This is a genomic window from Bradyrhizobium sp. SZCCHNGR1005 (genome assembly GCF_032489995.1).
Taxonomy (GTDB): Bacteria; Pseudomonadota; Alphaproteobacteria; order Rhizobiales; family Xanthobacteraceae; genus Bradyrhizobium.
Genome location: NZ_JAUEZC010000010.1, coordinates 134,977 through 160,878, shown reverse-complemented (window position 1 = coordinate 160,878; position 25,902 = coordinate 134,977). Strand labels below are relative to the sequence as shown.

Genomic DNA, 25,902 nt, shown 5'->3' with positions numbered 1-25,902 from the left:
AGCAAATCAGTCGTATGCTTCGCGCGTTCCGGTCCGGATGAGGGGCGTACGCGTCGTCACGATACGTTGGACCGGCAATGCGATGGACGCTCGCAAGGCCAGGCGCGTTTCAAAACGCAGACGACTGGCAATGCGGCGGACGGCGAAATCGCGTGGTCCTGGCCTCCCGGTGCTGAGGCCAAGCTTCACGGGACGCGCTCGGCGCATCTCGTGAAGTGACGGGGGCAAGAACGCCGGTCCCCGGGGAGAGCGCGTATAAGGCGTAAACCATCGTGCAGGGAATGCCGGGATTATCCGGCTGGACCTGTGGTTTCCGCCGCGTGCATTCTTTTTCGCACGCGGGCCATGGGTATCAGCGGATACCCGGCATTCCCTGCGCCCTCACAAATTTCGAGGGCTCGAGCTTCACGCATCCCGGGCGCGTCGTGTCGCGGGAGCGATGGGGCACGCCCGGAAGATGAAAGAGCTTCGCAGCTACCAGACTCTCGCTCGCTCAACAGGCGAAGCTGTTGAGTACGATGGCTAACGCTGCGATCACAGTCTTACCCTCCCCTTGAGGGGGAGGGTCGATCGCACGCGAAGCGGGCGAGCGGGGTGGGGTGAAGCCACAGACGGCAGTGCGCATGGAGAGATCCCCCCACCCCGGCCCACATTCGCGTTGCTCATGTGCGCCGACCCTCCCCCTCCAGGGGAGGGTCGCAGCGAGATGCGCTGTCCGTCCCTATGTCTCCGGCTGGTCGTCATGTGCGGCGCCTTCGGAGATCTCGACGACGGCGAGATCGCCGCTGTCGGCCATCCGCGCCTTGGCGACGGTCTTCACATGGGCAGCGAGCGCTGGCATGCGCTCGATCAGCGCATGAAAGTCCTGCGCATCGAGCACCAGCAGCCGCGTCTTGCGCAGCGCCTTGACCGTGCCGCTCCGCTTGGTCCGGTGCAGCAGCGCGATCTCGCCGAAAAAGGCGCCGTCGACCAGCCGCACGCGCTGGGTCGGCAGCTCGATCTCGACCTCGCCCGCGGTGATGAAGTACATCGACGTCGCGGTGTCGCCGCGGCGCGCCAGCACCTCGCCGGCCTCGATGGTGCGCGCGCGCAACAGCCGCATGATGTCGGCGATCTCGCCGGCGGACAGACGCGCGAACAGCGGCACCCGCGCCAGCATGCCCCAGGTGACGACGAAGTCGCGCCGCTTCACCTCTTCGGCAAAGGCGCTGGAGATGATCGCGACCGGCAGCGCGATCATCGCGAAGCCCGCGACGATCGCGAACACAGTAATGAGCTTGCCGAGCGTGGTCACCGGCACCACGTCGCCATAGCCGACGGTGCCGAGCGTGACGATCGCCCACCACATCGCATCCGGAAGCGTGCCGAACTTGTCGGGCTGTACGTCGCGTTCGGCCGCATAGAGCAAGGACGCGAACAACAGCACCGCGCCAATCAGGATGACGATGCAGCCGACCAAAGTGCGCCGCTCGGCCTGGATCGCGGCGAGCAGCGAGCGCATCGCCGGCGAATAGCGCACCAGCTTGAGGAACGGCAGCACACAGAGCATCGCCAGCATGGCGTGATCGCCGATCGCGAGCACGATCACCGCCGGCAGGAAGGCGCCGAGATCGATGATGCCGAGCGCGGAGAAGACGTAGCCGAGCCGGTCGCGGACGGCCGAGCCCCTGCGCGGCGTGTGGCCGGCGATGCTCCAGAGACGGGCGAAATATTCGAAGGCGAAAACCAGCAGGGCCATCACCTTCGCCGCGGTGAAGGTCGGGCCGAAGCGCGCGTCGAGCTGTGGCACCGAGGCCAGGGTCGTCACCAGCACATCGACGGCGATCACGATCACGATCATCCGCACGAAGCGGGAGCCGACCGACAGCGGCAGATGATCGTGTTCGAGCAGCTCGTAGAGCCGGTCGCGCAGATCGGGATCCTTGATGGTCCTATGACGCCCGATCATCGCGACAGACTCGCGCTCATTGTTTACCCGGCCATGGCCTTCTCGATCGCGGCCAGCGCGGCATCGGCCTTGGCTCCATCGGGCCCGCCGGCCTGGGCCATGTCGGGGCGGCCGCCGCCGCCCTTGCCGCCCAGCGCCTCCGAGGCCGCGCGCACCAGCTCGACCGCGTTGAAGCGCGCGGTGAGATCCGTGGTCACGCCGACCACGACCCCGGCCTTGCCATCCTCGCTACGGCCGACGATCGCGACCACCCCGGAGCCGAGCTGCTTCTTGGCCTCGTCGACGAGGCTCTTGAGGTCCTTCACCTCGACGCCTTCGACAGCGCGCGCCATCAGCTTGACGCCGGCCACCTCGCGGACAGCGGAAGCGCCGCCCCCCGCGGAAGCACCACCGCCCATCGCGAGCTTCTTGCGCGCGTCCGACAGCTCGCGCTCGAGCTTCTTGCGTTCCTCCATCAGCGCCGTGATTCGCGCCGGAACGTCGTCGAGCGTGGAACGCAGCTCGGCGGCGGCGTGCTTGGCGAGCGCGATGGTGTCGTTGGCGTGCTTGCGCGCGCCGCGCGCGGTCAGCGCCTCGATGCGGCGCACGCCGGAGGAGACCGCGCTCTCGGAGGTCACCGAGATCAAGCCAATGTCGCCGGTGCGCTTGACATGGGTGCCGCCGCAGAGCTCGACCGACCAGCCCATGGTATTTGCGGCCTGGGCGTTGCTGCCGTGGTCGCGCGCAGCATTGCCCATCGCCACCACGCGGACCTCGTCGCCATATTTCTCGCCGAACAGCGCGCGGGCGCCGGCCTCGCGGGCGTCGTCGAGCGCCATCAGCCGCGTCGTCACCTCGGAATTCTCCAGCACGACCTCGTTGGCGATGTCCTCGACGCGGGCGAGTTCGTCCGAGGTGATCGGCTTCGGATGCACGAAGTCGAAGCGCAGGCGGTCCGGCGAGACCAGCGAGCCGCGCTGGGCGACATGGTTACCGAGCACCTGGCGCAGCGCCTCATGCAGGATGTGGGTGGCCGAATGGTTGGCGCGGATCGCGGAGCGGCGGCCATGATCAACATCGAGCTGCAGCGCGGTACCGAGCTTGAGGGTGCCCTGCTCTACCGTGCCGAGGTGGACGAACAGATCGCCGGCCTTCTTCTGGGTGTCGGTGACGCGGAACGTCACGCCGTCGCCGCGCATCACGCCGAGGTCGCCGACCTGGCCGCCGGATTCGGCATAGAACGGGGTCTGGTTGAGCACGACGGCGCCGGTCTCGCCGGCCTTGAGGCTCTCGACCTCCGCGCCATCCTTGACCAGCGCGGTCACCGCGCCTTCCGCGGTCTCGGTCTCGTAGCCCAGGAACTCGGCGGCGCCGAGCTTCTCGCGCAGCGGGAACCAGACGCTCTCGGTCGCCGCGTCGCCCGAACCTGCCCAGGCAGCGCGCGCTTTCGCCCGCTGCCGCTCCATCGCGTCGGTGAAGGAAGCCTGGTCGACGCTGATGCCGCGCGACTTCAGCGCGTCCTGGGTGAGGTCGAGCGGGAAGCCGTAGGTGTCGTAGAGCGTGAAGGCGACATCGCCGTCGAACATGTCGCCCTTGGTCAGGCCCGCCGCCTTCTCATCGAGAATGGCAAGGCCGCGCTCCAAGGTCTTGCGGAAGCGGGTCTCTTCCAGCCGCAGCGTCTCCTTGATCAGGCTCTCGGCGCGGATCAGCTCGGGATAGGCTTGGCCCATCTCGCGCGTGAGCGCGCCGACCAGGCGGTGCATCAGCGGCTCCCGGGCGCCGAGCAGCTGCGCATGGCGCATGGCGCGGCGCATGATCCGGCGCAGCACGTAGCCGCGGCCTTCGTTGGAGGGCAGCACACCGTCCGAGATCAGGAAGGAGGAGGCGCGCAGGTGGTCGGCGATGACGCGGAGCGAAGCCTTCTGCGGCCCTTGCGGATCGGCATTGGTGAGGTCGGCGATGGCCCGGATCAGCGCGACGAACAGGTCGATGTCGTAATTGTCGTGCTTGCCCTGCAGCACGGCAGCGACGCGTTCGAGCCCCGCGCCGGTGTCGATCGACGGTTTCGGCAGCGGCGTGCGCGCCCCGCCCTCGAACTGCTCGTATTGCATGAACACGAGGTTCCAGATCTCGATATAGCGGTCGCCATCCGCCTCCGGGGAGCCGGGCGGGCCGCCCCAGACCTTGTCGCCATGGTCGTAGAAGATTTCCGAACAGGGGCCGCAGGGGCCGGTGTCGCCCATCTGCCAGAAATTGTCCGAGCCGGCGATGCGGATGATGCGCGATTCCGGCAGGCCGGAAATCTTCTTCCAGAGTCCGAAGGCTTCGTCGTCATCGATATAGACGGTCGCCCACAGCTTCTCCTTCGGCAGGCCGAATTCTTTCGTGACGAGCTTCCAGGCGAGCTCGATCGCGTTCTCCTTGAAATAGTCGCCGAAGGAGAAGTTGCCGAGCATCTCGAAGAAGGTGTGGTGGCGGGCGGTGTAGCCGACATTGTCGAGGTCGTTGTGCTTGCCGCCGGCGCGGACGCATTTCTGCGAGGTGGTGGCGCGGCTGTAGGGGCGCTTCTCGACCCCGGTGAAGACGTTCTTGAACTGCACCATGCCGGCATTGGTGAACATCAATGTCGGGTCGTTGCGCGGCACGAGCGGCGAGGACGGCACGATCTCGTGGCCGTTCTCGGCGAAGAAGTTAAGGAAGGTCGACCTGATCTCGTTGACGCCGCTCATAGCAATCCAATCGAAAAAGTCCGGGAATTCGGCGCAACGCTTTTAGACAAGCCCCCCTGCCCTGTCCAGGAACTGTGCAGGAAATCATGCACTTGGCCTGCGCGCTTGAAAGCCCGTTGAAAGCTTGCGGGCCGCGTTGACAGTTTGCATGCTCTCGTGTTTCTTCCCACATACTGACGACAGCCGCGTCGGGAGAGACCGGTCTTCAAGCTTCTTCTTGAGCTTGAGGGATCGGCGCCGAAGGAGCAACCGCCCCGGAAACTCTCAGGCAAAAGGACCGCGCGGCTTAAACTGCATCTGGAAAGAGGCGCCGACGGGCATCAGCCCGGACCGCGTCCGCCGACGGGATAATACTCTCAGGCACAGCGACAGATGGGGCTTCGATCGGTTGGCCCGGGAATGGTCCCGGGAACCTTCGAGGGTCCCTGTGATGGCTGCTCCAGATGCTAATTCCGCTCCTCTGAAACGTACCCCGCTTTACGGCCTGCATGTCAGCCTCGGCGGCAAGATGGTGCCGTTCGCCGGCTACGAGATGCCGGTGCAATATCCGGCGGGCGTGCTGAAAGAGCACCTCCATACCCGCGCGGCCGCGGGTTTGTTCGACGTTTCCCATATGGGCCAGATTGCCCTGGTTCCGAAATCCGGCCAGGTCGCCGACGCCGCGCTCGCGCTGGAGCGGTTGGTACCGCAGGATATCGTCGGCATCGCACCGGGCCGCCAGCGCTACGCACAGTTCACCAACGAGGCCGGCGGCATTCTGGACGACCTGATGGTCGCGAATTTCGGCGAGCATCTGGTGCTGGTGGTCAACGCGGCCTGCAAGGAGGCCGACGAGGCACTTTTGCGCGCCGGGCTGTCCGACATCTGCGAGGTGCGGCCGCTGACTGACCGCGCGCTGTTGGCCCTGCAAGGACCCAAAGCGGCATCCGTGCTGGCGAAGCTGAGCGCAGACGTCGAGTCGATGCGGTTCATGGATGCGGGACCGCGCAGCGTCGACGGGCTCGATTGTTACGTGTCGCGCTCCGGCTACACCGGGGAGGATGGGTTCGAGATTTCGGTTCCGGCCGACCAGACCGAGAAGCTCGCTGACGCGCTGTTATCGGACAAGGACGTGCTGCCGATCGGGTTAGGGGCCCGCGACAGCCTGCGGCTGGAAGCCGGCCTCTGCCTCTATGGTCACGACATCGACACCACGACCACGCCGGTCGAAGCGGCCCTGGAATGGTCGGTGCAGAAGATTCGCCGCACCGGCGGCGCCCGGGTCGGCGGCTTTCCCGGCGCCGAAAAGATCCTGGGCGAATTTGAGCACGGTACCACGCGCCGGCGAGTCGGGCTGAAGGCCGAGGGCCGCGCGCCGGTTCGCGAGGGTGCATTGCTGTTTGCGGCGCCCGATACGACGGAGCCGGTCGGCAAGATCACCTCCGGCGGGTTCGGTCCGACGCTCAACGGCCCAGTGGCGATGGGCTATGTGCCGACGTCTCTCTCCGCGATCGATACACGGCTTTTTGCCGATGTGCGCGGCCAGCGCCTGCCCTTGCGCGTCGCCGCCATGCCCTTCGTCCCCAACACCTACAAGCGCTGAAGGATGCCCATGACCACGCTCTACACCTCCGACCACGAATGGCTCAGCATCGACGGCGATGTCGCCACCGTCGGCATCACCGATTACGCGCAGGCGCAGCTCGGCGACGTCGTATTCGTGGAGTTGCCCAAGGTCGGCCGCACCTTGAAGAAGGCAGAAGCCGCCGCGGTGGTCGAATCCGTCAAAGCCGCATCCGACGTCTACGCACCGATCTCTGGCGACGTCGTCGAGGTCAATCAGGCGATCGTGGACGAGCCTGCGCTGGTCAATACCGATGCCGTCGGCAAGGCCTGGTTTTTCAAGGTGAAGATCGCCGACAAAGGCGAGCTCGGCGGGCTGATGGATGAGGCCGCCTACAAGGCGCATACGGCGTGATGGGCAGATCGCGGCATCATTCTCCGCTGGATCGCCCGGCTCGACCGGGCGATCCAGCACGCCGCGCTCCCTCCGTTTGATTTCGACGTCAGTGTTGACTGGATGCCCCGCCGTCGCGGGGCATGACGAGGCATAGCAAGGATCCTCTCATGAACGCGCCGCTCAAACCGCTCGATGACGCCGCTACCACCTTTGTCCGCCGCCACATCGGCCCCTCGCCGCGCGACGTCGTCGCGATGCTGGAGACGGTCGGCGCAAAGAGCCTGTCTGAGCTGATGGCGCAGACCCTGCCCGGCTCGATCCGGCAGACGGCACCGCTCGATCTCGGGCCCGCGCTCAACGAACCCGAGGCGCTCGACCACATGCGCGTGCTTGCAGGCCAGAACCAGCTGTTCACCTCGCTGATCGGCCAAGGCTATTCCGGCACGATCATGCCGGCGGTGATCCAACGCAACATCCTGGAGAACCCGGCCTGGTACACGGCCTATACGCCGTACCAGCCCGAGATCAGCCAGGGCCGGCTGGAGGCGCTGTTCAACTTCCAGACCATGATCTGCGACCTGACCGGCCTGGATGTCGCCAATGCCTCGCTGCTCGACGAGGCGACCGCAGCGGCAGAGGCGATGGCGCTTGCCGAACGCTCCGCCAGCGCCAAGGCGAAGGCCTTCTTCGTCGACAAGAACGTGCATCCGCAGACGCTCGCGGTGCTGCGCACCCGCGCCGAGCCGCTCGGCTGGCAGCTGATCGTCGGCGATCCCGCAACCGATCTCGACAAGGCGGACGTGTTCGGCGGCATCCTGCAATATCCGGACACGACCGGCGCCTTGTGCGATCCGCGCACGGCGATCGCGAAACTGCATGAGAAAGGCGCGCTGGCGATCCTCGCTGCTGACCTGCTCGCGCTGATCTTGATCGCCTCGCCTGGCGAACTGGGTGCCGACATCGCGATCGGCTCGGCGCAGCGCTTCGGCGTGCCGATGGGCTACGGCGGACCGCATGCGGCTTACATGGCGGCGCGCGATGCGCTGAAGCGCTCGCTGCCCGGCCGCATCGTCGGGCTGTCGGTAGACTCCCGCGGCGCCCCGGCCTATCGGCTGGCGCTGCAGACCCGCGAGCAACACATCCGCCGCGAGAAAGCGACCTCCAACATCTGCACCGCGCAGGTGCTGCTGGCGGTGATCGCCGCAATGTACGCCATCTATCACGGCCCGGAGGGACTGACCGCGATCGCGCGCACCGTCCATCGCCGCACAGCGGTGCTGGCGGCCGGCCTGCGCAAGCTCGGCTTTGAGCCGTCGAACGAGGTCTTCTTCGACACGGTGACAGTCGAGGTCGGCGACCGGCGCGACGAGATCGTTGCGCGCGCGCTCGGCGAGCGCATCAATCTTGGCCTCGGCGCACGCAGCTTGCGTATTGCGCTGGACGAGACCACGACGGCCGAGACCGTCGAAGCGGTATGGCGTGCCTTCGGCGGAAAACTGTCTTATGCGGCCATCGAGGCCGAAGCGCGCGAGGCGCTGCCGGCCGGTTTGAAGCGTCAGCGCCGGTTCCTGGCCCATCCGGTGTTCCATGCACATCGCTCGGAGACCGAGATGCTGCGCTACCTGCGCAAGCTCGCAGACCGCGATCTCGCGCTCGACCGCGCCATGATCCCGCTCGGCTCCTGCACCATGAAGCTGAACGCGACCACCGAAATGATCCCGCTGACCTGGCCGGAATTCGCCAGCCTGCATCCGTTCGCCCCGCGCGCGCAGGCAGCCGGCTATCATGCACTGTTTGCCAAGCTTGAAGACTGGCTGTGCAGGATCTCCGGTTACGATGCGGTGTCGCTGCAGCCGAACTCGGGCGCGCAAGGCGAATATGCCGGGCTGCTCGCGATCCGCGGCTACCATGCCTCGCGCGGCGAGAGCCATCGCAAGATCTGCCTGATCCCCTCCTCCGCTCACGGCACCAATCCGGCCTCTGCGCATATGGCGGGCATGGAGGTGGTGGTCGTCGCCTGCGATCCGGGCGGAAACGTCGATGTCGCCGATCTCAGGGCCAAGGCCGAGAAACACGCGGCCGATCTCGCCGCCATCATGATCACCTATCCGTCGACCCACGGCGTGTTCGAGGAGCACATCCGCGAGATCTGCGACATCGTTCATGCTCATCGCGGCCAAGTGTATCTCGACGGCGCCAATCTGAACGCGCAGGTCGGGCTGGCGCGTCCCGGCGACTACGGCGCCGATGTCAGTCACTTCAACCTGCACAAGACCTTCTGCATTCCGCACGGCGGCGGCGGTCCCGGTATGGGCCCGATCGGTGTCAAGGCGCACCTCGCAGCATTCCTGCCGGGACATCCTGCTGCCGATGGCGAGAGCTCACGCGCGCAGGGGCCGGTCTCCGGCGCGCCCTACGGCTCGGCGTCGATCCTGACCATCTCCTACATCTACATGCTGCTGATGGGCGGCGAGGGTTTGAAGCAGGCGACAGAGATCGCGATCCTCAATGCCAACTACATCGCCGCGCGGCTCGATTCGCACTTTCCGGTGCTGTATCGCAACGAGCGCGGCCGCGTCGCACATGAATGCATCATCGATCCGAGGCCGCTGAAGCAAACCAGCGGCGTCACCGTCGACGATATCGCCAAGCGGCTGATCGACTACGGCTTCCACGCGCCGACGATGAGCTTCCCGGTGCCGGGAACGCTGATGATCGAGCCGACCGAATCGGAATCGAAGGCGGAGCTCGATCGCTTCTGCGACGCGATGATTGCGATCCGCAAGGAGATCGCCGAAGTCGAGCAAGGCCGGTTCAAGATCGAAGCCTCGCCGCTGCGGCACGCGCCCCATACGGTGCACGACGTCGCCGACGATGATTGGAACCGCGCCTATCGCCGCAGCGAAGGCTGCTTCCCGGCCGGCTCCGCGCGCACCGATAAATATTGGTGCCCTGTCGGTCGCGTCGACAACGTCTATGGCGACCGCAATCTGGTCTGCTCGTGCCCGCCGGTGGCGGACTACGCGGAAGCGGCGGAGTAAGCCGGTCACGCATACTCCGGGGAATCGATTGAGCGCCACGGCTCGCGGCATTCGAAGATATGCAGCGGGTCGGGGTCCGGAGCGATGAGCACCGCATGCCAACGCCAGAGATTGGCGTTGGTCAATTCGGTGCCGCCCCACCAGCGCCGGATCGGATTGTGCCGGCTGAAATCCTCCTGCCCGGCCAGGATCGCCTTGCCGAGCGGCGTCAGCGACAGCGTGCTGGCCTTGTAGCGATCGAGGCGCTCGCGACTGTCGTGCATCTCGACCGAGAACGGCCATTCGGCAAGGCCCGAAATTACAGGCGTCGTCGCCAGCGCCAGATTTTCCAGGAGTGCGCCTGCTTCCCAATAGTCGAAGACGCGCCGCTGAAAGCGCTCGCGATAATGCGGAAACAGGTCGAACGGATGCTGATAACCGGCCGACAGCAATTCGAGGATGCGCAGTTCCGAGGCTCCGAGCCCTGTCGCTGCCCCCGGAAGCTCATCGAGCATCTCCTGCACGCAGCGGCGCAGCTGCGGCAATGCGCTGAGATCGTAGTTCAACAAATCGAACCAGGGTTGCGGAGTCGGCGCCCGAAACGACTGCCAGGCCAAATGAGCCAAGTCGAGATGCTCGCGTGCGAGTTCAACCCCGGCAATCGTTCGACTGGCGAGTTGCTTCGTCGATGCTTCGAATAGTGCCGCATCGACGTGCCGCAACACGATCTTCGTTGCGACCTGCGCATGATTGCGCAGATAATCCAGCAACCAGACCAAGACCAACTGGTCATTCGGACGGGTATCCATCCATAGCTCGACGCTGTCGCAACGCTCGACGAGATCGAGGAAGCTGTGCGTCCGCCCTCCGACCGCCATGAAGTCGCGGCGCGAGGCGAAATCCAACCAGTGACCGATCTCGCGCCGCGTGGTGTGGGTGCCGAGATAAGCCGACAGGTCGGCATCGGGCGGCAGCGGTCCCCACACGAACCGGTGGAGAATTGGCACCACAAGGTCGGCAAAGCCGCCCCTGCGAAGCGCCCCGGCGCTGGAATCATCGGCCGTTAGAATCAAACGCGTCATGCTCCTGCCTCCGCAGAGCTGGTCGGCTCAAGGCGCGATCAAGACGTTCGCGATCGGGTCCCACCGCCACAAATTTCCGTTGGTCAGTTCAGTACTGCCCCACCAGCGATGGATCGGATTGTGCCGGCTGAAATCCGTACGGCCGGTCAGGACTGCCTCACCGAAATCGGTCAACCGAGGCCAACTTTCCCGATAGATATCGAGGCGCCGCCGAAAATTTCCGAGCTCAACGATCTGGAGTTCGGGATTGAGCTCCATGATCGCAGGTACCGGGCCAAAAGCCAGCGGCTCAGCCAGAACAGCGGTCTCCCAGTCGTTGAAGATCGTGTGGCGGTAATAGCCGTTGAAATAGACGAGCGTGTTGAGGATGACGCTGAACCGGTGCGGAGGATCGGGATAGATCAACTCCAGCAATCCCATCTCGGTCGACCCAAGGCCGGTGCCTGGGGCTGGTAATTCAATAAGCAACCTCAGCACGGTGTCGCGCATAAGCGGAAACGCGCTCAAATCCTCTCGTAGCAGATCGCACCATGCTTGCGGTGTCGGCGAACGATAGGCTTGCCAGGCTCTGGAGGCGAGATCGACATGCGCGGACGTAATTGGAATCCGGGGAACTTCCATTTCGGCCGACTGCTCGGTGGAACGGCCGACCAGCCACTCGACCGGACGAACGAAAAAATGCGGCGGAACGGCTTTGCGACGTCTGAGATAGTCCAGCAGCCAAATCAGCTCGAGCTGGTCGTTGGCGGTCGACTCGACCCAAACCTCAACGGTTTCAAAACATGCGCAAAGCTGGGCCAGACCAATGCCACGCACCTCGAACTGGTCGAGACGTTCCGAGGGAATGAAGTCCAGCCAGTGCGAACCCCGCTTTTGGTGTCGTTGTTCGGATCGCACATCGAAGCGGTCCTCCAGTTCATCCGTGGTGGGCGGACGACCAAACACCAGCCGTTGCAGATGACGTCCGAAGCAGTGACCGAAATGCAGGAACAGATCAGTCTGCTCGGTCGTATCCGATTTCGAGTAAAGATAGTTCGGCGTCAGGATAAGGCGCGTCATCGCTCGCCACCATGCAGCGCATATGACAGAGACAAGTGCGAAATAGTTGCGCGGATCCAGTCAGTTCGCCCGCGCGCTCGTCGTCAATTCTTCAAGTCGAGATCTGTTTGTATTGAACATCGGAAAAACGGGTGTTCTCGCCTTCCGAATCGAGGTGGATCAGCCTGAAGATACGTTTCGGCGGAGCCCCACGCGCAAACGGGCGCAGGACGGCAAGTCGACATCCTTAGCGCCCGCTGTCGTCGTAGACTTACTCTTCGGCCGGCTCTTCGCCGTCGCTGTCGGCATCGCGCTCTGCGCCAGCCAGGATCTGCTCGGCAATCAGGCCTGAGTTCTGGCGGATTGCAGCTTCGATCTTGGCAGTGAGGTCCGGGTTGGCGCGCAGGAAAGCTTTGGAGTTCTCGCGTCCCTGCCCGAGCCGCTGACTGTCATAGGAGAACCAGGCACCTGACTTTTCGACGATGCCGGCCTTGACGCCGAGATCGAGGATCTCGCCCATCTTGGAGACGCCCTCGCCGTACATGATGTCGAATTCGACCTGCTTGAACGGCGGCGCCAGCTTGTTCTTCACGACCTTGACGCGGGTGGAATTGCCGATCACCTCGTCGCGCTCCTTGATCGCACCGATGCGGCGGATGTCGAGACGAACCGAGGCGTAGAATTTCAGCGCATTGCCGCCGGTGGTGGTTTCCGGCGAGCCGTACATGACGCCGATCTTCATCCGGATCTGGTTGATGAAGATTACCATGGTGTTGGACTTGTTGATCGAGGCGGTCAGCTTGCGCAACGCCTGACTCATCAGCCGCGCCTGCAGGCCCGGCAGCGACTCGCCCATCTCGCCTTCGAGCTCAGCCTTCGGCACCAGCGCCGCCACGGAATCGACCACCAGCACATCGACCGCGCCGGAGCGCACCAAGGTGTCGCAGATCTCCAGAGCCTGCTCGCCGGTGTCGGGCTGAGAGATCAGGAGCTCGTCGATATTGACACCGAGCTTGCGCGCGTAGATTGGGTCGAGCGCGTGCTCGGCATCGATGAAGGCGCAGATGCCACCCTTCTTCTGTGCTTCCGCCACGCAATGCAGCGCCAAAGTCGTCTTGCCCGAGGATTCCGGCCCGTAAATCTCGACGATACGCCCCTTCGGCAAGCCACCGACCCCGAGCGCGATGTCGAGCCCAAGCGAGCCGGTCGACACCGTCTCGATATCCATCGAGCGGTCGTTCTTGCCGAGCTTCATGACCGAGCCCTTGCCGAACTGGCGCTCGATCTGGGACAGGGCTGCGGACAGCGCCTTACTTTTATCCATGGAGGAACCTTCGACGATACGCAGGGCGGTGGCGGACATTGGCGCTCCTTATGGCGGGGATTCGCGGGATGGACAAACGGTTAACGAGACTGGGGCCGGTAATCTTTGGTGCATCTGCCGCGCAATGTACCCGATCTGTTCTCTGTTCGCAATATGTTCCGTTGCCAGACCCGCGACTTTTAGGCGTCCGCCCGATGGGCCCCCCTCCGCGTCCTAACCCGAGAGCGAGCAGGCGGCCCGCCGTCGATTGCGGCAGCAACCGCGACGCGTCTCGCGCTCGACGTCGATAGCCAGCAAGGCGGATCGGCGACTCTCTCTCATTCCGCACCTGTGAAGGTTGCATGTCGCGCGGCGCGCAAGAGCGCCAACTGCGCCGATGGAACCCGTCCAGAACCAGGCTTGCCCGCCGCCGACGCTCGCGCGCGATCTCGCTCGCGAGCGGGATCGAAGCAGCCGCCTTCCCTCGCTCCGCTCCGAATGCGGCCTTCAGTTTGAAATTCCGATGACGAGAGTGCGGCAACGACTTGATCGGAACTTCATTTCGCCGCACCGGCGCAAAGCTCACGCCACGAAGACACAACTAATAATTGATCATCGCCATAAGCGCTGTGAATTATGACACGATGTGACATGAAGCGCAGCCGCTGCGCGCATTAGAGCGTGTGATCTCCAACTAAGTCACTCATGGCGAGCATTGGTCTTCTCAACAGATCTCGTCCCTGCCACAACCCGCACGAACAAGCGATCAAGAGTTTCCCGTTTAGATCGCCCGTGGTTCTCCTGAGAAGAACGAAGTTCCGGCCGAGCTTCCGCTTTTGTTCGCATGCAAACGCTACCCGTTTAGGCAGCCGCAAACCATGTCCACAATTCTCCCGCGCGAATGGAGTTCGGCGGCGAAGCCTGCCACGCGAACCAACAACCTGCTTTCGCTCGGTGCGGGGGCGGCGCCGAAGCCGGACGCCGCTACTCGCAGGCCGCACGGACCCGGCGCTCGCAACAGCCCGCAACACGACCACGGTGTCGGACGTCCACACCGCAAACATCGCTTGGCTACCGTCTAGGCAACTTCTGCGCGAGCGGCTCATGCAGCGAATGTGACGTTCCGATGATTTGGGCGGTCTTGCGGAAATCAGGCCGCCTTCTGCAAGCGCCTAAAGCGTTCCAAACGGAAGGGTGCGGGGTCGACGCAAGGCGTCGATCCCGTCACCAGATCAGCCATCAACGCACCAGCTCCGGGACCGATGCCGAAGCCATGACCGGAAAAGCCGGTCGCGATATGAAGGCCAGGAACTGAACCGACCGGCGCTATGACCGGAACGGCATCGGGCGTGACGTCCATGAGGCCTGCCCACATCTGCGTAACCTTGGCGCCGCGGAACGCTGGGAAGGCTTCGCTCAGATGGCTGAGGCCGCCATGGACCAGTCGCCACGACGGATCGGGATCGAGAATGCGGACCTGTTCGAAAGGCGTCACCTCGTCGCTTTTCCAGCTTCGGGCCATCGACAGTTCGCGAAAGAATTGTCCGCCGATGCGAAGCGTCAGCTCCCTCCAGCTCTTGATGAGAGTCGGCGTGTAGTCGCGGAACAGACGGAAGCTGTCCGGCGTGATCGGCGCGATGTTCGCGTTCCGCTGGGCAACGGTGAAGCCGCCGTCGAGGCGACGGCGGAAGGCGAAGTTGCCGGCACCGACGGCGAAATCAGGAACACCTTCGACCGCTGACACACGGGCGACACTGCCGAGAATCTTCAGGACAGGAAGATCGATACCCATGTTGCCGGCGAAGAGACGCGACCATGCGCCTCCCGCAAGAACGACCGACGAACAGCGGATCTCGCCGCGCTCGGTGACGCAGCCGCTCACCCTGCCCGCCGATCGTTCGATGGTACGGACCGCGCAATTGGTGAGGATGTGCGCTCCCTTGGCGGCCGCGCCGCGGGCAATGGCCGGGGCCGCGATGAACGGCTCAGCCTTGCCGTCGCTCGGCGTATGCAAGGCAGCGCGGAAGGATTTCGCCATTCCGGGCATGAGCGCCTTCAAAGACTCACCTCTGACAAGACGGGAGTCGAGGCCGAGCTGCTTGGCATGTTTCAGCCAATCCTCATACATCGCAACATCGGCGTCCGTGTCGCAGAGATATGCAATTCCAGCCTGCCGGAAACCCGTCTCGCCGCCGATGCGCGCATTCATGCCGCGCCAGATCCGGAGACTTTCGATGGCGAGCGGCAGCTCGGCCGGATCGCGCCCCATCTGACGTACCCAGCCCCAGTTTCGCGCCGACTGCTCCGCAGCGATCAATCCCTTTTCGCACAAGGCGACGCTCACGCCGCGCTCGACCAACGACAGCGCGGTGGATACGCCGATGATGCCGCCGCCGATGACGACGACATCCACCTTCGCCGGCAGTTCCTGCGGCGTCACGACAAGCTCGGGAATAATTCTAGACACGTCGTCCTCCTGGAAACGAACAAGGCGGTATGGATCAGGTGCGCCGTCCAGCCCTGAAATGGGCAATCAGGCGCTCGGTCCGCTCAGGGTCTGTGTAGGCAGAGACGTCTCCGAAAAGGAGAGCTGCCTCCGCCTCACTCATGAGACCTTGGGCGATCGCGGCATCCCGAATCGACAGGCCGTGTGTGGCCGCATGCTTTGCGATCGCGGAGGCCGTCGGATAGTCGTAGATCGCCGCAAGTGCGGTCGAAAGCGCAAGCGAGCCGGACGCATCGGCGAGACAGCGCTCGACATTCGCCGCGATTCCCACCACGCAGTTGGAGACGAACAGCGGCACGGCGCGGCGCATCAGGCGGATGGACTCGCTGAGCGCTTCGAGAATGATAGATTCCCAGACGTTCAGATCCAGTTCGCCCTCCGCGGCGCGTGTCACCGTCGCATCGTTACCGATCACGCGAAACGCGACCTGCATCATCATTTCCGGCATCACGGGGTTCACCTTACCGGGCATGATGGAAGAGCCGGGCTGCACGGCAGGGAGCACGATCTCCCCAAGACCAGCCCTCGGTCCGGAGGACATCAGCCGCAAGTCGGCCGACAGTTTCGACAGGACCAGCGCGGTCGCCTTCAGAGCGGCAGAGACGTGCACCCAGTGATCCGCGTTCTGAAGTGCATCGAACAGATCCTGTTCCGCGTCGTAGCGCTTGCCGGTCAGGACAGCGAGCTCGTCGAAAATCGCCGCACGATAGCCCGTCGAGGCACCGAAGCCAGTTCCAACCGCCGTCGCACCGAGTGGCAGCCGAAGGCAGGAGGCCTCGAGCCCGGCAAGATCCACGATCTGGCGCTCGAGCGCCGCGCGATATCCCGAGATCTGCTGCCCGAGCATGACCGGCAGAGCATCCTGCAGGCAGGTGCGCGCCAGCTTGACGACGCCGGCGAATGCCTCCTCCTTTGCAGAAAGCGCTTCGACAAGACCGGTCAGTGTGGCGCGCAACGCGGCGAGCTCTCCACCCAACGCCATCTTCATGGCCGAGGGAATGACATCGTTCGTGGATTGCCCCATGTTCACATGGGTGTTCGGGTGAACGGGATCCGGCCCCCTGCGCCCGGTCAGGATTTCACTCGCCCGGTTCGCCAGGACTTCGTTGACGTTCATGTTGGCGGCCGTACCGCCGCCGCCGTGATAGATGTCGACGGGGAAATCCGCACGCCTGATGGCACCGGCATACTCCGATGCGGCCCGGTCGATCGCCTCGGCAATTCGCCCATCCAGATTGCCGGCGCGCCGGTTGGCGCGTGCCGCGGCCTGCTTGATCGTGATGATCGCGGCAACGAACCCCTCGATATCGGCGATGGATCGTCCGGAAATCGAGAAGTTCTCGACCGCCCGCACCGTTTGGATTCCATAGGCGAGATCATCGGGAATGAGACGCGTACCAAGCGCGTCCTCTTCCAGGCGGACTGAAGTGGCGGGCTCGTCCATCTCAGCGCCCCGGCCGATCGAACAAATCGCGCAACCGATACCAGCCCGCGAAAAACGGTACGAACCATGGCCTGCCCGAGTAGAGGGGCACGGCCGTAAACGTCTCCCGGTCGAATGCCGATGGCATGTTCTGCTGGCCGAGAATTTTCCGCGCCGTCTGGTAACCGAGATAGGTCATCAGCGCGACACCGTTGCCGTTGCAGCCGGCCGCAAAATCCGTCCCGTCCCGCGTGCCGAGATGGGCGATCTTGTCGACAGTCATGGCGACACGTCCGCTCCAGGCATGGGTGATCTTGACGCCCGCAAGCTGCGGCCAGATCGCCAGCATGCGCGCATAAAGCCGCTTCGCAGCAAGCCTGTCCGGCATATCGAAGATGCCCGGGCGCGAGCCGAAGAGAAGCCGCGTTCCATCGGGCGACGGCCGTGCATAGATGAGATCGCGGCGCGTGTCGGACACCATGCGAGCCTGCGGTATGAGCTCGGCCAACAGATCTGCGGGGAGCGGCTCGGTGGCGATCTGATAGCTCTTGACCGGCACGATGCGCCTGGCGAGACCGGGCGTGGCATCGGCTGCGGTGTAGCCGTTCGTCGCGGCGACGACGTGGGCAGCGCGGATGCTGCCCCTTGCCGTCGGCACGATCTTTTCTCCCGGCCGCCCGTCCTGCACGATGCCAGCTCGCGCATGCGATCGCAGCATGACGCCGGCCGCACGCGCGCGGTCCCGCATTGCCTTGTGATATTTGCCCGGATGGAGACCGCCATATTGGTCGATCACCATGCCGCCATGATAATAGTCCGAGCCGATGGCGGCTCGCTGATGCGCGCGATCGAGGAAATGGACCGTGACGCCGGTCTTCTCCGCCAGCAGCGCGCCATGCCGCTTCAGGATGTCGTAGTCGCCAGCGGCATGGGCGCCGAAAAAGCGGCCGGTGAGCGCAAGGCCCGCATCCAGCTTTTCCGTCTCGACCAACATTTTCAGATAGTCGAAGCTCTCGTTGCTCTCGCCGATCAGGCGCGAGAACAGCGCGGGATCGATGCCCCGGATCGCGCCGCCGACAACCAGCTTCTGGCCACTCGACACCATGCCGCCCGACCGCGTCGAGGCCCCCTCGCCGATCCGGTCACCGTCGATGACGACGACCGAGCGGCCGGCGCGTGCCAGATGCGTCGCCGCGTTCAGGCCGGCATAGCCCGAACCTATGACCACGACGTCGGCGCGCGCTGGCAGCGGATCGAGATCAGTCTCTGGCTCAGCGGCCTCCCACCAATATGGCGCCTCCTTGAAGTCCTTGGCGTAGATATCTTCGAAACGGGCCATGATGCATCGAGCCGTGCGGCTCGCCTTTCATTGAACGTGGGAAGGAGCACGGAGCCACTCCCGGAACGTCGACTGCGACGGGCCGGACGGCGTTCGTCCGGCCCGGCGGTGCGATCAGAGAACCTGACCGAGAAATTCACGCGTGCGGAGGTCCTGCGGATTGTCGAAGAGTTCTGCCGGAGGCGCGCTTTCCACGATCAATCCATGATCGGTGAAGCAAACGCGGTGCGAGACTTCCCGCGCGAATTTCATTTCGTGAGTCACGAGGATGCAGGTCAGGCCGTCGTCCACGAGTTCGCGGATGGTCCAGAGCACGTCCTTCACCGTTTCGGGATCGAGTGCGGCCGTCACCTCGTCGAACAGGATCACCTCCGGCTGCATCGCGAGCGCACGGGCGATCGCCACCCGCTGCTGCTGGCCTCCGGAAAGCTGCCCGGGATAGCTGTCCGCCTTCTCCAAGAGCCGCACTTTCTTCAGGAGTTTGCGGGCCCGATCCTCGACTTCGGCCCGATCGTGGCCGAGCACCTGGATCGGCGCCATCATGATGTTTTCCAATGCCGTACGGTGCGGGAAGAGATTGTATTGCTGGAACACCATCGCGACCTGACGCCGTAGCGCCCGCATCGCCCTCTCCGACTTCATTTCGTGCACGCGGTGCGCGCCGACGCGGACAAAGCCCTGGTCCACCGGGATCAGGCCGTTGATGCAGCGTAAGATGGTGGACTTCCCCGACCCGGAAGGGCCGATGATGCAGACCGCCTCGCCTTTTTGCACGAACATCGAGATGCCCTTGAGGACGGGAACGTCGCCGAACGACTTCTTGATGTCGTCGACTTCGATCAAAGCACCGCAACGACTCATAGATTGTCTCCTTTCACGGCACGTTCCAGCCGGCGCGCGACGACCGCGATGGGATAACAATAGGCGAAGAACAGGAAGAGAATGGTCAGATAGAAGTATACGATCACACGCTCGCTCTCGATCGCGAGCGAGGTGTTGAGGATGGTCAGGACATCCTGGATGCCGGTCACCGTCGCAAGCGCGGTTGCGATCATCACCAACGCGTAGAGGTTCATCCAACCTGGGATCATGCGCCGCAGCGCCTGCGGCATGATCACGTGGCGATAGATCTGGCCGGTGGTATAGCCGAGCGAGCGCGCTGCCTCCCACTGTCCGCTGTGGATGGACTGGACGGCGCCTCGGATCACTTCGGAGAAATTCGCCGCGGTCGGCAGCGCAAGCCCGATCACAGCTTTCACAAAAGGCGGGAAAGGAACGATCCAGCCGAAGACGTGGATCTCGAACGGCAGGATGTAGAGCATCGCAAAGAGCAGAACGAGCCAGGGCGCATTGCGCAGGAAATTCATCGCCAACAAGGAAGGGATGCGGACCAATCCGAATTTGGACAGCGTGGCAATGCCGATGATCGTACCGAGGACCGTCGCCAGCGCCATCGCGGCAATGGAGACGAGAATGTTGAGCGCAAAGCCGCCCGTCACCGGCCAGCCGCTGCCGGAGCCTGTCAGAAGCAGAGGAAGCCGCAACAGCACCCGCGCCCAATACGCCGAGCCGCCCGCCGCGGCATCGATTCCGACCCAGACCACCACAGCGAAGGCGATCAGCAACAGAACGGCGCGCTTCTTTTGCTCGTAGGAAAGCGTGTAGCCCACGATCAATGCCCCTTTCCGTAACCGGGAAAGGCCATGAAGGCTTCGAGCCTCGCCATTGCGAATGTCAAGATGGACACGAGCGTGACATAGATGAGGAGCACGAGAATCATGACCTCCAGCGTGCGGAACGTGTCGTTATAGATCTGTCCGGCGTAGTACATCAGCTCCGGCACCGTGATGACGGATGCCTGCGATGTCGTCTTGAACAGATTCGTCAGGATGTTGGTCAGCCCCGGCAGGCAAATGCGGGTCGCGATCGGTGCCTCGATGCGCCAGAACCTGGCCCATCGGCCGTACCCCAACGACCGCGCGGCCTCGACAATCGACCGGGGCATAGTTTCGATGCCTGAGCGAAACGTCTCTATGGCCAGCGCTCCACCGAACAGGCTGAGCGACATCGCGGCACAAGCGAACGCGCTGAGAAGCGGAACCGATAATCCCGTCGAAGGGTCGATCACCCGCAGGCCAAGCGTAGACAGGGTGAAATAGGCGAACAGCATCTGCAACAGCGGCGGCGTATTTCGAAACACTTCCACGAACAGCTCGATCAAAGCGTCGAGCCAGAATATCCGCAGCGTGAGGCCAAAGGCTCCGAGGATGCCGATGAGCATGGCGACGCTCGATGAGAGCGCCGCCAGCTTCAGAGTGTTGACGACCCCGGTCAGCAGCCAATGCTGGTATGTCGAGTCGGCAAGCCAGGAATAGTCGAGACCGAACAAGGGTCGCTCCGCGTCGGTCAGTTCTTCTTCGCGGCCGCAGCCTTGGCCCGCTCGGCGATGTAGGCGGAGTGCGGCATGCCGAATTCGGTTTCCCACGCGATCAGCTTGCCTTCGGCCTCGGCCTTCCCGATGGCCTTGTCGACAGCTTCGCGAAATGCCGCATCTCCCTTGCGGAGACCGCCGGCCATCGGCTGGAATTCATAGGGCGCAACCGCGATCTTGTAGTTCGTCCAGTCGGCCTCCTTGAGCTTCTGTTGGAGCGTCATGTCGTCGAAAACGAAGCCGATGCAGCGATTGTCCTTCAGCGCACGATAGGCTTCCGGCTGGGTCTTGAAGGCGACGAGATTGATGCCGAACTCCTCGGTCATCTTCTTGTTGTAGTAGGAGCCCTGGATGCCGCAGACCTGCTTGCCCTTCAGATCCTCCCACTTGGAGATCGTGGCCTCCTTGGCCATCAGAACCGAGGGGCCCGCGGCGGAGACATATTCCGTCGTGAAGTCGATCACCTTGCCGCGCTCGGCGGTGACGCCGAGCGTCGCGAAGATCGCATCGATGCGGCCGGCGGTCAGGAATTCGATGCGGTTGGCGGCGACGACCGGCACGAGTTCGATCTTGTCCTCCGAGCCGAGCAACTCCTTGGCGACGTATTTCGCGAGCGAGACCTCGAAGCCGACCACTTCGCCCTTGTCGTTCAGATAGCCGTACGGCGCGTAGTCATTCTTGACGCCGACGACGAGCTTGCCGCGCGCCTTGATGTCATCGAGCGTGCCGGCCATGGCGGCGCCATCGACAAGAAGGGCGACGAGCGCAAGAGCCGAAACACCTATCGTTTTGAGGTTCGTCATTTGGTCCCCGTGGGTCAATGATGACCTGCCGGCGCTGTTGCGACAGCGCCGCTTCAGCCATCAGCTTTGCGGATGCGCGGATCGCCCAGAATTTATGCAATTCTTTGTGGCGACCTATTTTTCATCATTGAAGGCATAAATTTCTCATTATACAAGTTACCAGAAGAAAATTTTTCATAATATGAGAACTTCTGTGCCGAGAGCCGACCATTCGCCGTCCGGAGGAGCGCAACTCCTTGACCGCGCAATCATCTTGCTGGACCTTGTCGCCGACGGCGGGGTCGAGGGCCTCTCACTCAAAGAGCTGACAGCCCGCTCCGGGCTCAACACGGCCACCTGCCATCGCATCCTCAACACGCTGGTCGGCCACAAACTGCTGGCCCGCGATGACAAGAAGCGGCGCTACCGGCTTGGCGCGCGCATGGCCATTTACGGTCTGCGCGCAGCCCGCGGCCCCGGCCTCATCAGCCGTTGCGAGGTCGCGCTGACCCGCCTGAGGCGCCGCACCGGCGACACGACCCATCTGATGACCCGATTCAACCACGATTCGGTCTGTCTCGACCGGCGTGACGGCGAGTGCATCGTACCGACACTGACGGGATCGATCGGCGGTGCCGTGCCCCTCGGCGTCGGTCCGGGCTCGATCGCGATGCTCGCCTTCCTCGACGGGGACGAGCAGGACTACATCATCCGCGCCAACCTCCAGCGCTACGCGTCCTATCGCGATCTCACAGAGGACAAGGTTCGACAATTGATCAGCGATACACGCCGGCGCGGATACGCGGTCGACATCGGTGAACTTATTCCTGGCATTGCGGGGATAGGGATGCCGATCATGACGCCGGGCGAAAAGCCGGGCGCCGCCCTCAGTTTCACGTTTCTCTGCGCGAAGCTGGCGCCAGGCGTCGTCGAACACTACGCTTCGCTCCTGAAGGAGGAGATCGACGCGATCGTCGGTCAATAGGAAGTGTGGAGCGGGAAACTTACGACGACCTCTGCGGTGGCGAGCCTGAAGCTCCGATCAATTCGATCGCACGCTCACCATCGGAACTTCGACTTCAAAGCCGCGCGACGCGCAATGTTCTAAATGCAAGGCCCTGAACTCCCTCCGCGCGAAGGAAGCCCTGGCTGCAACGCCGGGCTTTTGACGAAGGTACAGCTTCGAACCACCACAACAGGATGCTCGATCATTGAGGTCCGACACGACGAGCAAAAAAAGGCGGTCACACGGCCGGCACCCCGGAACAGCCAAGCGGGACTGCGCTTAATTGACGTATGCGAACAGACGATGTGATCTGCCCCAGTTGCAAGGCAGGCTTCCGCCGGATCGAGCTTCAGTCGCAGACCGGAAGCGCCGGCGAGATCAGGTGCCCGCTTTGCGGCGAGCTTCTCGAAGTGGTCGACGGCGCAACCGAGGTTGCATATCGGCTGACGGTCGCTCCGGAACGAATCTCCGACGAGAACGGCTGACGCCGTGCATCTCCGTGTGTTTCCGGGGACGCGAACTGCTTTGACCTGACTCAAGGTGTGGTTGAACAGCCCGCACTAGAATTATGTTGTCATTGCCGAACTGCCCTTGAAAAGGGAGCTACGACGTTGACGCCGAGCCTCGGCCCGCGGCGGTCCGAGGCTCGGTCACTTTTGCGCGAGGGTATCGCGGCCTGTGGCAACCGGACGACACGAGTCACCTTCGCATGTCACTGCAGCGTCGGTCAGCCGCAGATCGGCGCGCCATATGGATTGACATTGCTCCGCTGAAGCGGCTGCAATGGCCATATCGGTTGCCGCTCCGCGACCTCGTGAACGCCTTCAGTTGAACGATGACTGTCCATACCCCTCCTCTGCTCACGCCTGAAGAATTTGCATCACTGCTCGAGATCGCAGTCGGCGAATCCAAATCCAGCGTACCGCAGGCTCATGTGACCAGGCTGGTGACGTTGGGCTATGTCGCCATTGCCGACAATGCTCCCGTCGTCACAGGCGATGGATTGCTGCGGATCACGGAAAGCGAATGAATTCGGCGCCAACCGGCGCCATATCGACGGCAGCTAAATTCGGCAGAACGGCTCGCACTCCGCAACCAAAAGCTGAACGGATCAACCGTATTTTCCCGGAATTGATCTGAGCGCTGTTTGCGCCTCCATTGTCCGGCATTCGTGGATTAACCCAGCGGCCTGGGGCGGTCACGGCTCACCGGTTTTGGAATGCCGCTCTATTTTTTTCGTATTCGAAACGGCTGCTATTCGGGGGTCTCGGAATATGGGACCGAATGTCCCGATCGCAATGCTGCCTGGAAAGAGATGACCACCGTCTGCGCCGACATGGCGAGCAGCATCTCGCGCAAGCTTGCCGAAAATTCCGAATGGCAGATGGAGCTGCTCGACGAAGCCAAACAGCCGGTGTTCCGTATCCGGATCGTGGCCGAATCTCTCGACCGAGCCTGATCCGACCGCCCAGCGCCTTCCGATTCCGCCATTCGCATCGGATCCGGGCCGGGCAAGCGTGCCTGCAAATTTCGGAACCGAGGGGTACTGACAAACCGTTGATTCCACGACCGATTTGAATGTGCATGTCCGAGGGCGGATGCGCGGACCGCAGAACCTTGATCTAGATCAACACATTCGGTCCGATCCTGGCCGACTTATCCTAAAAGATGGGTAATCTGATCTTTAAATGTCCCCGGACCGGGATGAACGTGCAGCATTGGCTGGAAGAGTCTAAGGCCGGCGATCCGACCTCGTATGAAACCGTGGTCTGCAAGGCCTGCACCCGGCTTCATTTCATCAACCGTCACACCCGGAAGCTCCTCGGAGAAAACGAACCGCGTCCGGATGTTTCCTGACGCCGATCGGATCTAATCCGCATTGGGCAGCCGCCGCATGGTGAATTCGATGGTGCCGTCCGGCAATTCCCGCCAGCTTTCGACAGCACTCATATAGCCTGCCTTGGGATATCGGCTGAGGTATTCGCGAGCCTTGGCGCGGGCTGCCTCGCGCGGCAGCATGAATGTATCACGCACGTAGCCATCGCCGCCCTTGCGCCGGGCGGCCATCCGACTGGCGAGATCTCGTGGACGCAATCTCACTCACGACCTCCGTACACGCCTCCCCTGTTAATATAGACAAGAGCTGGTCGAATCCGAGTCGGAAGTAAGATCGTTCGCTGCCTGCAGAAGCCCGGAACTGGTTCAGTTGGCGCTGGCGCCCATCTTCTTCTTGGCGGCGGTGGTGGTCTTCACCGCCGGGCTTTTCGGCGCATCAGCCGCGCGCACCCCACCCCATGGATCTGAGCTCGTCTGGGCGTTTGGAATCTTCTTCAAGGTCTCCTTGTAGGCCTTCTCCCGGGCCGCATCGGCTTCCTTTTCCTCATCGGTCTTCGAAGGGCTATCCGCGAGCAGATTGATGTTCGGCATCTGCGCGGCAGCGGGCAGGATCCATGCCGTCAACACTGCAACGGTGACCGCCAAACCAAGCTTTTTCATCGCATGCTCCCTTAAAGCCTCGGCCGTTTTATAGCACCGCCTGCTCTGCCGCCAAGCGCGGACCTATGGCTGAAGACGACCCGCCCGCCTGCATTCGGCCCGGCGCTCGTCGATCCCCGCTTCTGCACCCGGGCCATTGAAACCAAGACTACGGGCGACACGGCGATAACCCGATACGGCGTGCAAACCCTTACGCGTACCCGTCCCGGCTTGCGATCATAGAGTGACAACTCCGGCGTTTTCAAGCCGAGCGTCTGCGGCATACTGCTCGATCACACGTTCTCGACGCCACCCAGCGAATATCGGAGGATCGCCCACCATGCCGCACGAGAGTTCAGCTTTCCGCATCGAGGATGCACGACGTGTCCTCGACGACGTATTCGCCCCCTGGATCAAAGAGCTGGCGCTGTCGGTCGAAAGCATCGTGCTTGCAGATGGGCAGGAGCCCGGCGCAATCCTGCGCCTACCCTTCTCCGAACGGCTCTGCCGCGACAATGGTGTGGTCTGCGGCCAGGCGCTCATGGCGTTTGCCGACACTGCGATGGTGATTGCCATGGTCGCGGCTAATCGCGGCTACCGCCCGATGACGACGGTCGATCAGACCACGCATTTCATGCGTGCGGTCGCCTCCTCCGACGTACTGGCCGACGCACGTGTGGTGCGCCTTGGCCGTACCATGAGTTTCGGCCGGGTGACGCTCACAAGCGCTGCCGATGCCAAGCCGGTCGCGATGGTCTCGAGCGCATTCGCGATGCTGTGAGGCTCCTGGTGCACTTTCGGATCCATGGCCCGACATCCGAAAACGTGTTTCCTGAAGGGGGATGCGAATGTTGGCGCCGGATCACGAGCATCATCGTTAACGGTGCGTAAACCGTGGCGCC

General features: G+C 63.3%; 21 protein-coding genes and 1 riboswitch. Of the genes, 7 read left to right on the top strand and 14 right to left on the bottom strand.

Features of this window, described 5'->3' with window-relative positions:
* Positions 1–721 precede the first annotated feature (721 nt).
* Complete coding sequence (locus QXZ85_RS30245) at positions 722–1,948, bottom strand: cyclic nucleotide-gated ion channel (RefSeq protein WP_315768697.1); 1,227 nt, start codon at positions 1,946–1,948, stop codon at positions 722–724.
* Positions 1,949–1,971: 23 nt separating this feature from the next.
* Complete coding sequence (gene alaS / locus QXZ85_RS30240) at positions 1,972–4,656, bottom strand: alanine--tRNA ligase (RefSeq protein WP_316175427.1); 2,685 nt, start codon at positions 4,654–4,656, stop codon at positions 1,972–1,974.
* A gap of 178 nt (positions 4,657–4,834) precedes the next feature.
* A riboswitch (glycine riboswitch) is annotated at positions 4,835–4,946 on the top strand.
* Between the two features lie 140 nt (positions 4,947–5,086).
* On the opposite strand from alaS, the gene gcvT reads away from it, so the two are divergent.
* From gcvT to gcvP, 3 genes are all read left to right on the top strand, one after another.
* Positions 5,087–6,238 (top strand): glycine cleavage system aminomethyltransferase GcvT, encoded by a 1,152-nt coding sequence (gcvT, locus tag QXZ85_RS30235; protein ID WP_315706086.1) that lies wholly within the window; start codon positions 5,087–5,089, stop codon positions 6,236–6,238.
* A 9-nt stretch (positions 6,239–6,247) separates the two neighbouring features.
* A complete protein-coding gene (gcvH, locus tag QXZ85_RS30230; RefSeq protein WP_315706087.1) occupies positions 6,248–6,613 on the top strand; it encodes a glycine cleavage system protein GcvH in 366 nt (121 codons plus the stop codon).
* A 149-nt stretch (positions 6,614–6,762) separates the two neighbouring features.
* Positions 6,763–9,636 (top strand): aminomethyl-transferring glycine dehydrogenase, encoded by a 2,874-nt coding sequence (gene gcvP, locus QXZ85_RS30225; RefSeq protein WP_316175425.1) that lies wholly within the window; start codon positions 6,763–6,765, stop codon positions 9,634–9,636.
* A 5-nt stretch (positions 9,637–9,641) separates the two neighbouring features.
* Here gcvP and QXZ85_RS30220 read toward each other — a convergent pair whose 3' ends face one another.
* The 10 genes from QXZ85_RS30220 to QXZ85_RS30175 all read right to left on the bottom strand — a co-directional run bounded on the left by QXZ85_RS30220 (position 9,642) and on the right by QXZ85_RS30175 (position 21,540).
* A complete protein-coding gene (locus QXZ85_RS30220; protein WP_315729736.1) occupies positions 9,642–10,697 on the bottom strand; it encodes a DUF1835 domain-containing protein in 1,056 nt (351 codons plus the stop codon).
* Between the two features lie 27 nt (positions 10,698–10,724).
* A complete protein-coding gene (locus QXZ85_RS30215) occupies positions 10,725–11,756 on the bottom strand; it encodes a hypothetical protein (RefSeq protein ID WP_315706090.1) in 1,032 nt (343 codons plus the stop codon).
* 250 nt (positions 11,757–12,006) lie between these two features.
* The gene (gene recA, locus QXZ85_RS30210) at positions 12,007–13,098 is read right to left on the bottom strand and encodes a recombinase RecA (protein WP_315706091.1); all 1,092 of its coding nucleotides are present in this window, start codon (positions 13,096–13,098) and stop codon (positions 12,007–12,009) included.
* A gap of 1,090 nt (positions 13,099–14,188) precedes the next feature.
* Positions 14,189–15,505 carry an FAD-binding oxidoreductase gene (locus QXZ85_RS30205; RefSeq protein ID WP_315706092.1) on the bottom strand — a complete coding sequence of 439 codons (1,317 nt, stop codon included), beginning with the start codon at positions 15,503–15,505 and terminating at the stop codon, positions 14,189–14,191.
* A gap of 34 nt (positions 15,506–15,539) precedes the next feature.
* Complete coding sequence (locus QXZ85_RS30200; protein WP_316175422.1) at positions 15,540–16,988, bottom strand: aspartate ammonia-lyase; 1,449 nt, start codon at positions 16,986–16,988, stop codon at positions 15,540–15,542.
* A 1-nt stretch (position 16,989) separates the two neighbouring features.
* Complete coding sequence (locus tag QXZ85_RS30195) at positions 16,990–18,306, bottom strand: FAD-binding oxidoreductase (protein WP_316175420.1); 1,317 nt, start codon at positions 18,304–18,306, stop codon at positions 16,990–16,992.
* A 114-nt stretch (positions 18,307–18,420) separates the two neighbouring features.
* On the bottom strand, positions 18,421–19,167 hold the full coding sequence (locus QXZ85_RS30190; protein WP_315706095.1) for an amino acid ABC transporter ATP-binding protein: 747 nt from the start codon (positions 19,165–19,167) through the stop codon (positions 18,421–18,423).
* Positions 19,164–19,976: an amino acid ABC transporter permease gene (locus tag QXZ85_RS30185; RefSeq protein WP_316175418.1), complete on the bottom strand. Its 813-nt coding sequence runs from the start codon at positions 19,974–19,976 to the stop codon at positions 19,164–19,166. The genes QXZ85_RS30190 and QXZ85_RS30185 overlap by 4 nt, the downstream gene beginning before the upstream one ends.
* A 2-nt stretch (positions 19,977–19,978) precedes the next feature.
* Positions 19,979–20,695 (bottom strand): amino acid ABC transporter permease, encoded by a 717-nt coding sequence (locus QXZ85_RS30180; protein WP_315706097.1) that lies wholly within the window; start codon positions 20,693–20,695, stop codon positions 19,979–19,981.
* Between the two features lie 17 nt (positions 20,696–20,712).
* On the bottom strand, positions 20,713–21,540 hold the full coding sequence (locus QXZ85_RS30175; RefSeq protein ID WP_315764696.1) for a transporter substrate-binding domain-containing protein: 828 nt from the start codon (positions 21,538–21,540) through the stop codon (positions 20,713–20,715).
* Positions 21,541–21,721: 181 nt separating this feature from the next.
* Here QXZ85_RS30175 and QXZ85_RS30170 point away from each other — a divergent pair, with 181 nt between their 5' ends.
* The 3 genes from QXZ85_RS30170 to QXZ85_RS30160 all read left to right on the top strand — a co-directional run bounded on the left by QXZ85_RS30170 (position 21,722) and on the right by QXZ85_RS30160 (position 23,984).
* Positions 21,722–22,504 (top strand): IclR family transcriptional regulator, encoded by a 783-nt coding sequence (locus tag QXZ85_RS30170; protein WP_315706099.1) that lies wholly within the window; start codon positions 21,722–21,724, stop codon positions 22,502–22,504.
* Between the two features lie 856 nt (positions 22,505–23,360).
* Positions 23,361–23,555, top strand: coding sequence for a hypothetical protein (locus tag QXZ85_RS30165; RefSeq protein ID WP_315706100.1), 195 nt, complete (start codon positions 23,361–23,363; stop codon positions 23,553–23,555).
* Between the two features lie 189 nt (positions 23,556–23,744).
* A complete protein-coding gene (locus QXZ85_RS30160) occupies positions 23,745–23,984 on the top strand; it encodes a DUF6894 family protein (protein ID WP_315706101.1) in 240 nt (79 codons plus the stop codon).
* 410 nt (positions 23,985–24,394) lie between these two features.
* Here QXZ85_RS30160 and QXZ85_RS30155 read toward each other — a convergent pair whose 3' ends face one another.
* Together QXZ85_RS30155 and QXZ85_RS30150 are read right to left on the bottom strand one after the other, a co-directional pair.
* Positions 24,395–24,592 (bottom strand): hypothetical protein, encoded by a 198-nt coding sequence (locus tag QXZ85_RS30155; RefSeq protein WP_409977536.1) that lies wholly within the window; start codon positions 24,590–24,592, stop codon positions 24,395–24,397.
* 135 nt (positions 24,593–24,727) lie between these two features.
* A complete protein-coding gene (locus tag QXZ85_RS30150) occupies positions 24,728–25,021 on the bottom strand; it encodes a hypothetical protein (protein ID WP_315706103.1) in 294 nt (97 codons plus the stop codon).
* A 319-nt stretch (positions 25,022–25,340) separates the two neighbouring features.
* On the opposite strand from QXZ85_RS30150, the gene QXZ85_RS30145 reads away from it, so the two are divergent.
* Positions 25,341–25,781 (top strand): PaaI family thioesterase, encoded by a 441-nt coding sequence (locus QXZ85_RS30145; RefSeq protein ID WP_315706104.1) that lies wholly within the window; start codon positions 25,341–25,343, stop codon positions 25,779–25,781.
* Positions 25,782–25,902 lie beyond the last annotated feature (121 nt).

Coding starts and splice junctions, on each gene's coding strand:
- QXZ85_RS30220 (WP_315729736.1), bottom strand. CDS start 10,697: ATGACGCGTTTGATTCTAACGGCCGATGATTCCAGCGCCGGGGCGCTT.
- QXZ85_RS30215 (WP_315706090.1), bottom strand. CDS start 11,756: ATGACGCGCCTTATCCTGACGCCGAACTATCTTTACTCGAAATCGGAT.
- QXZ85_RS30165 (WP_315706100.1), top strand. CDS start 23,361: ATGACTGTCCATACCCCTCCTCTGCTCACGCCTGAAGAATTTGCATCA.
- gcvP (WP_316175425.1), top strand. CDS start 6,763: ATGAACGCGCCGCTCAAACCGCTCGATGACGCCGCTACCACCTTTGTC.
- alaS (WP_316175427.1), bottom strand. CDS start 4,656: ATGAGCGGCGTCAACGAGATCAGGTCGACCTTCCTTAACTTCTTCGCC.
- QXZ85_RS30170 (WP_315706099.1), top strand. CDS start 21,722: ATGAGAACTTCTGTGCCGAGAGCCGACCATTCGCCGTCCGGAGGAGCG.
- QXZ85_RS30190 (WP_315706095.1), bottom strand. CDS start 19,167: ATGAGTCGTTGCGGTGCTTTGATCGAAGTCGACGACATCAAGAAGTCG.
- QXZ85_RS30175 (WP_315764696.1), bottom strand. CDS start 21,540: ATGACGAACCTCAAAACGATAGGTGTTTCGGCTCTTGCGCTCGTCGCC.
- QXZ85_RS30145 (WP_315706104.1), top strand. CDS start 25,341: ATGCCGCACGAGAGTTCAGCTTTCCGCATCGAGGATGCACGACGTGTC.
- QXZ85_RS30245 (WP_315768697.1), bottom strand. CDS start 1,948: ATGATCGGGCGTCATAGGACCATCAAGGATCCCGATCTGCGCGACCGG.
- QXZ85_RS30150 (WP_315706103.1), bottom strand. CDS start 25,021: ATGAAAAAGCTTGGTTTGGCGGTCACCGTTGCAGTGTTGACGGCATGG.
- QXZ85_RS30200 (WP_316175422.1), bottom strand. CDS start 16,988: ATGGACGAGCCCGCCACTTCAGTCCGCCTGGAAGAGGACGCGCTTGGT.
- gcvT (WP_315706086.1), top strand. CDS start 5,087: ATGGCTGCTCCAGATGCTAATTCCGCTCCTCTGAAACGTACCCCGCTT.
- gcvH (WP_315706087.1), top strand. CDS start 6,248: ATGACCACGCTCTACACCTCCGACCACGAATGGCTCAGCATCGACGGC.
- recA (WP_315706091.1), bottom strand. CDS start 13,098: ATGTCCGCCACCGCCCTGCGTATCGTCGAAGGTTCCTCCATGGATAAA.
- QXZ85_RS30195 (WP_316175420.1), bottom strand. CDS start 18,306: ATGGCCCGTTTCGAAGATATCTACGCCAAGGACTTCAAGGAGGCGCCA.
- QXZ85_RS30160 (WP_315706101.1), top strand. CDS start 23,745: ATGCCGCTCTATTTTTTTCGTATTCGAAACGGCTGCTATTCGGGGGTC.
- QXZ85_RS30155 (WP_409977536.1), bottom strand. CDS start 24,592: ATGGCCGCCCGGCGCAAGGGCGGCGATGGCTACGTGCGTGATACATTC.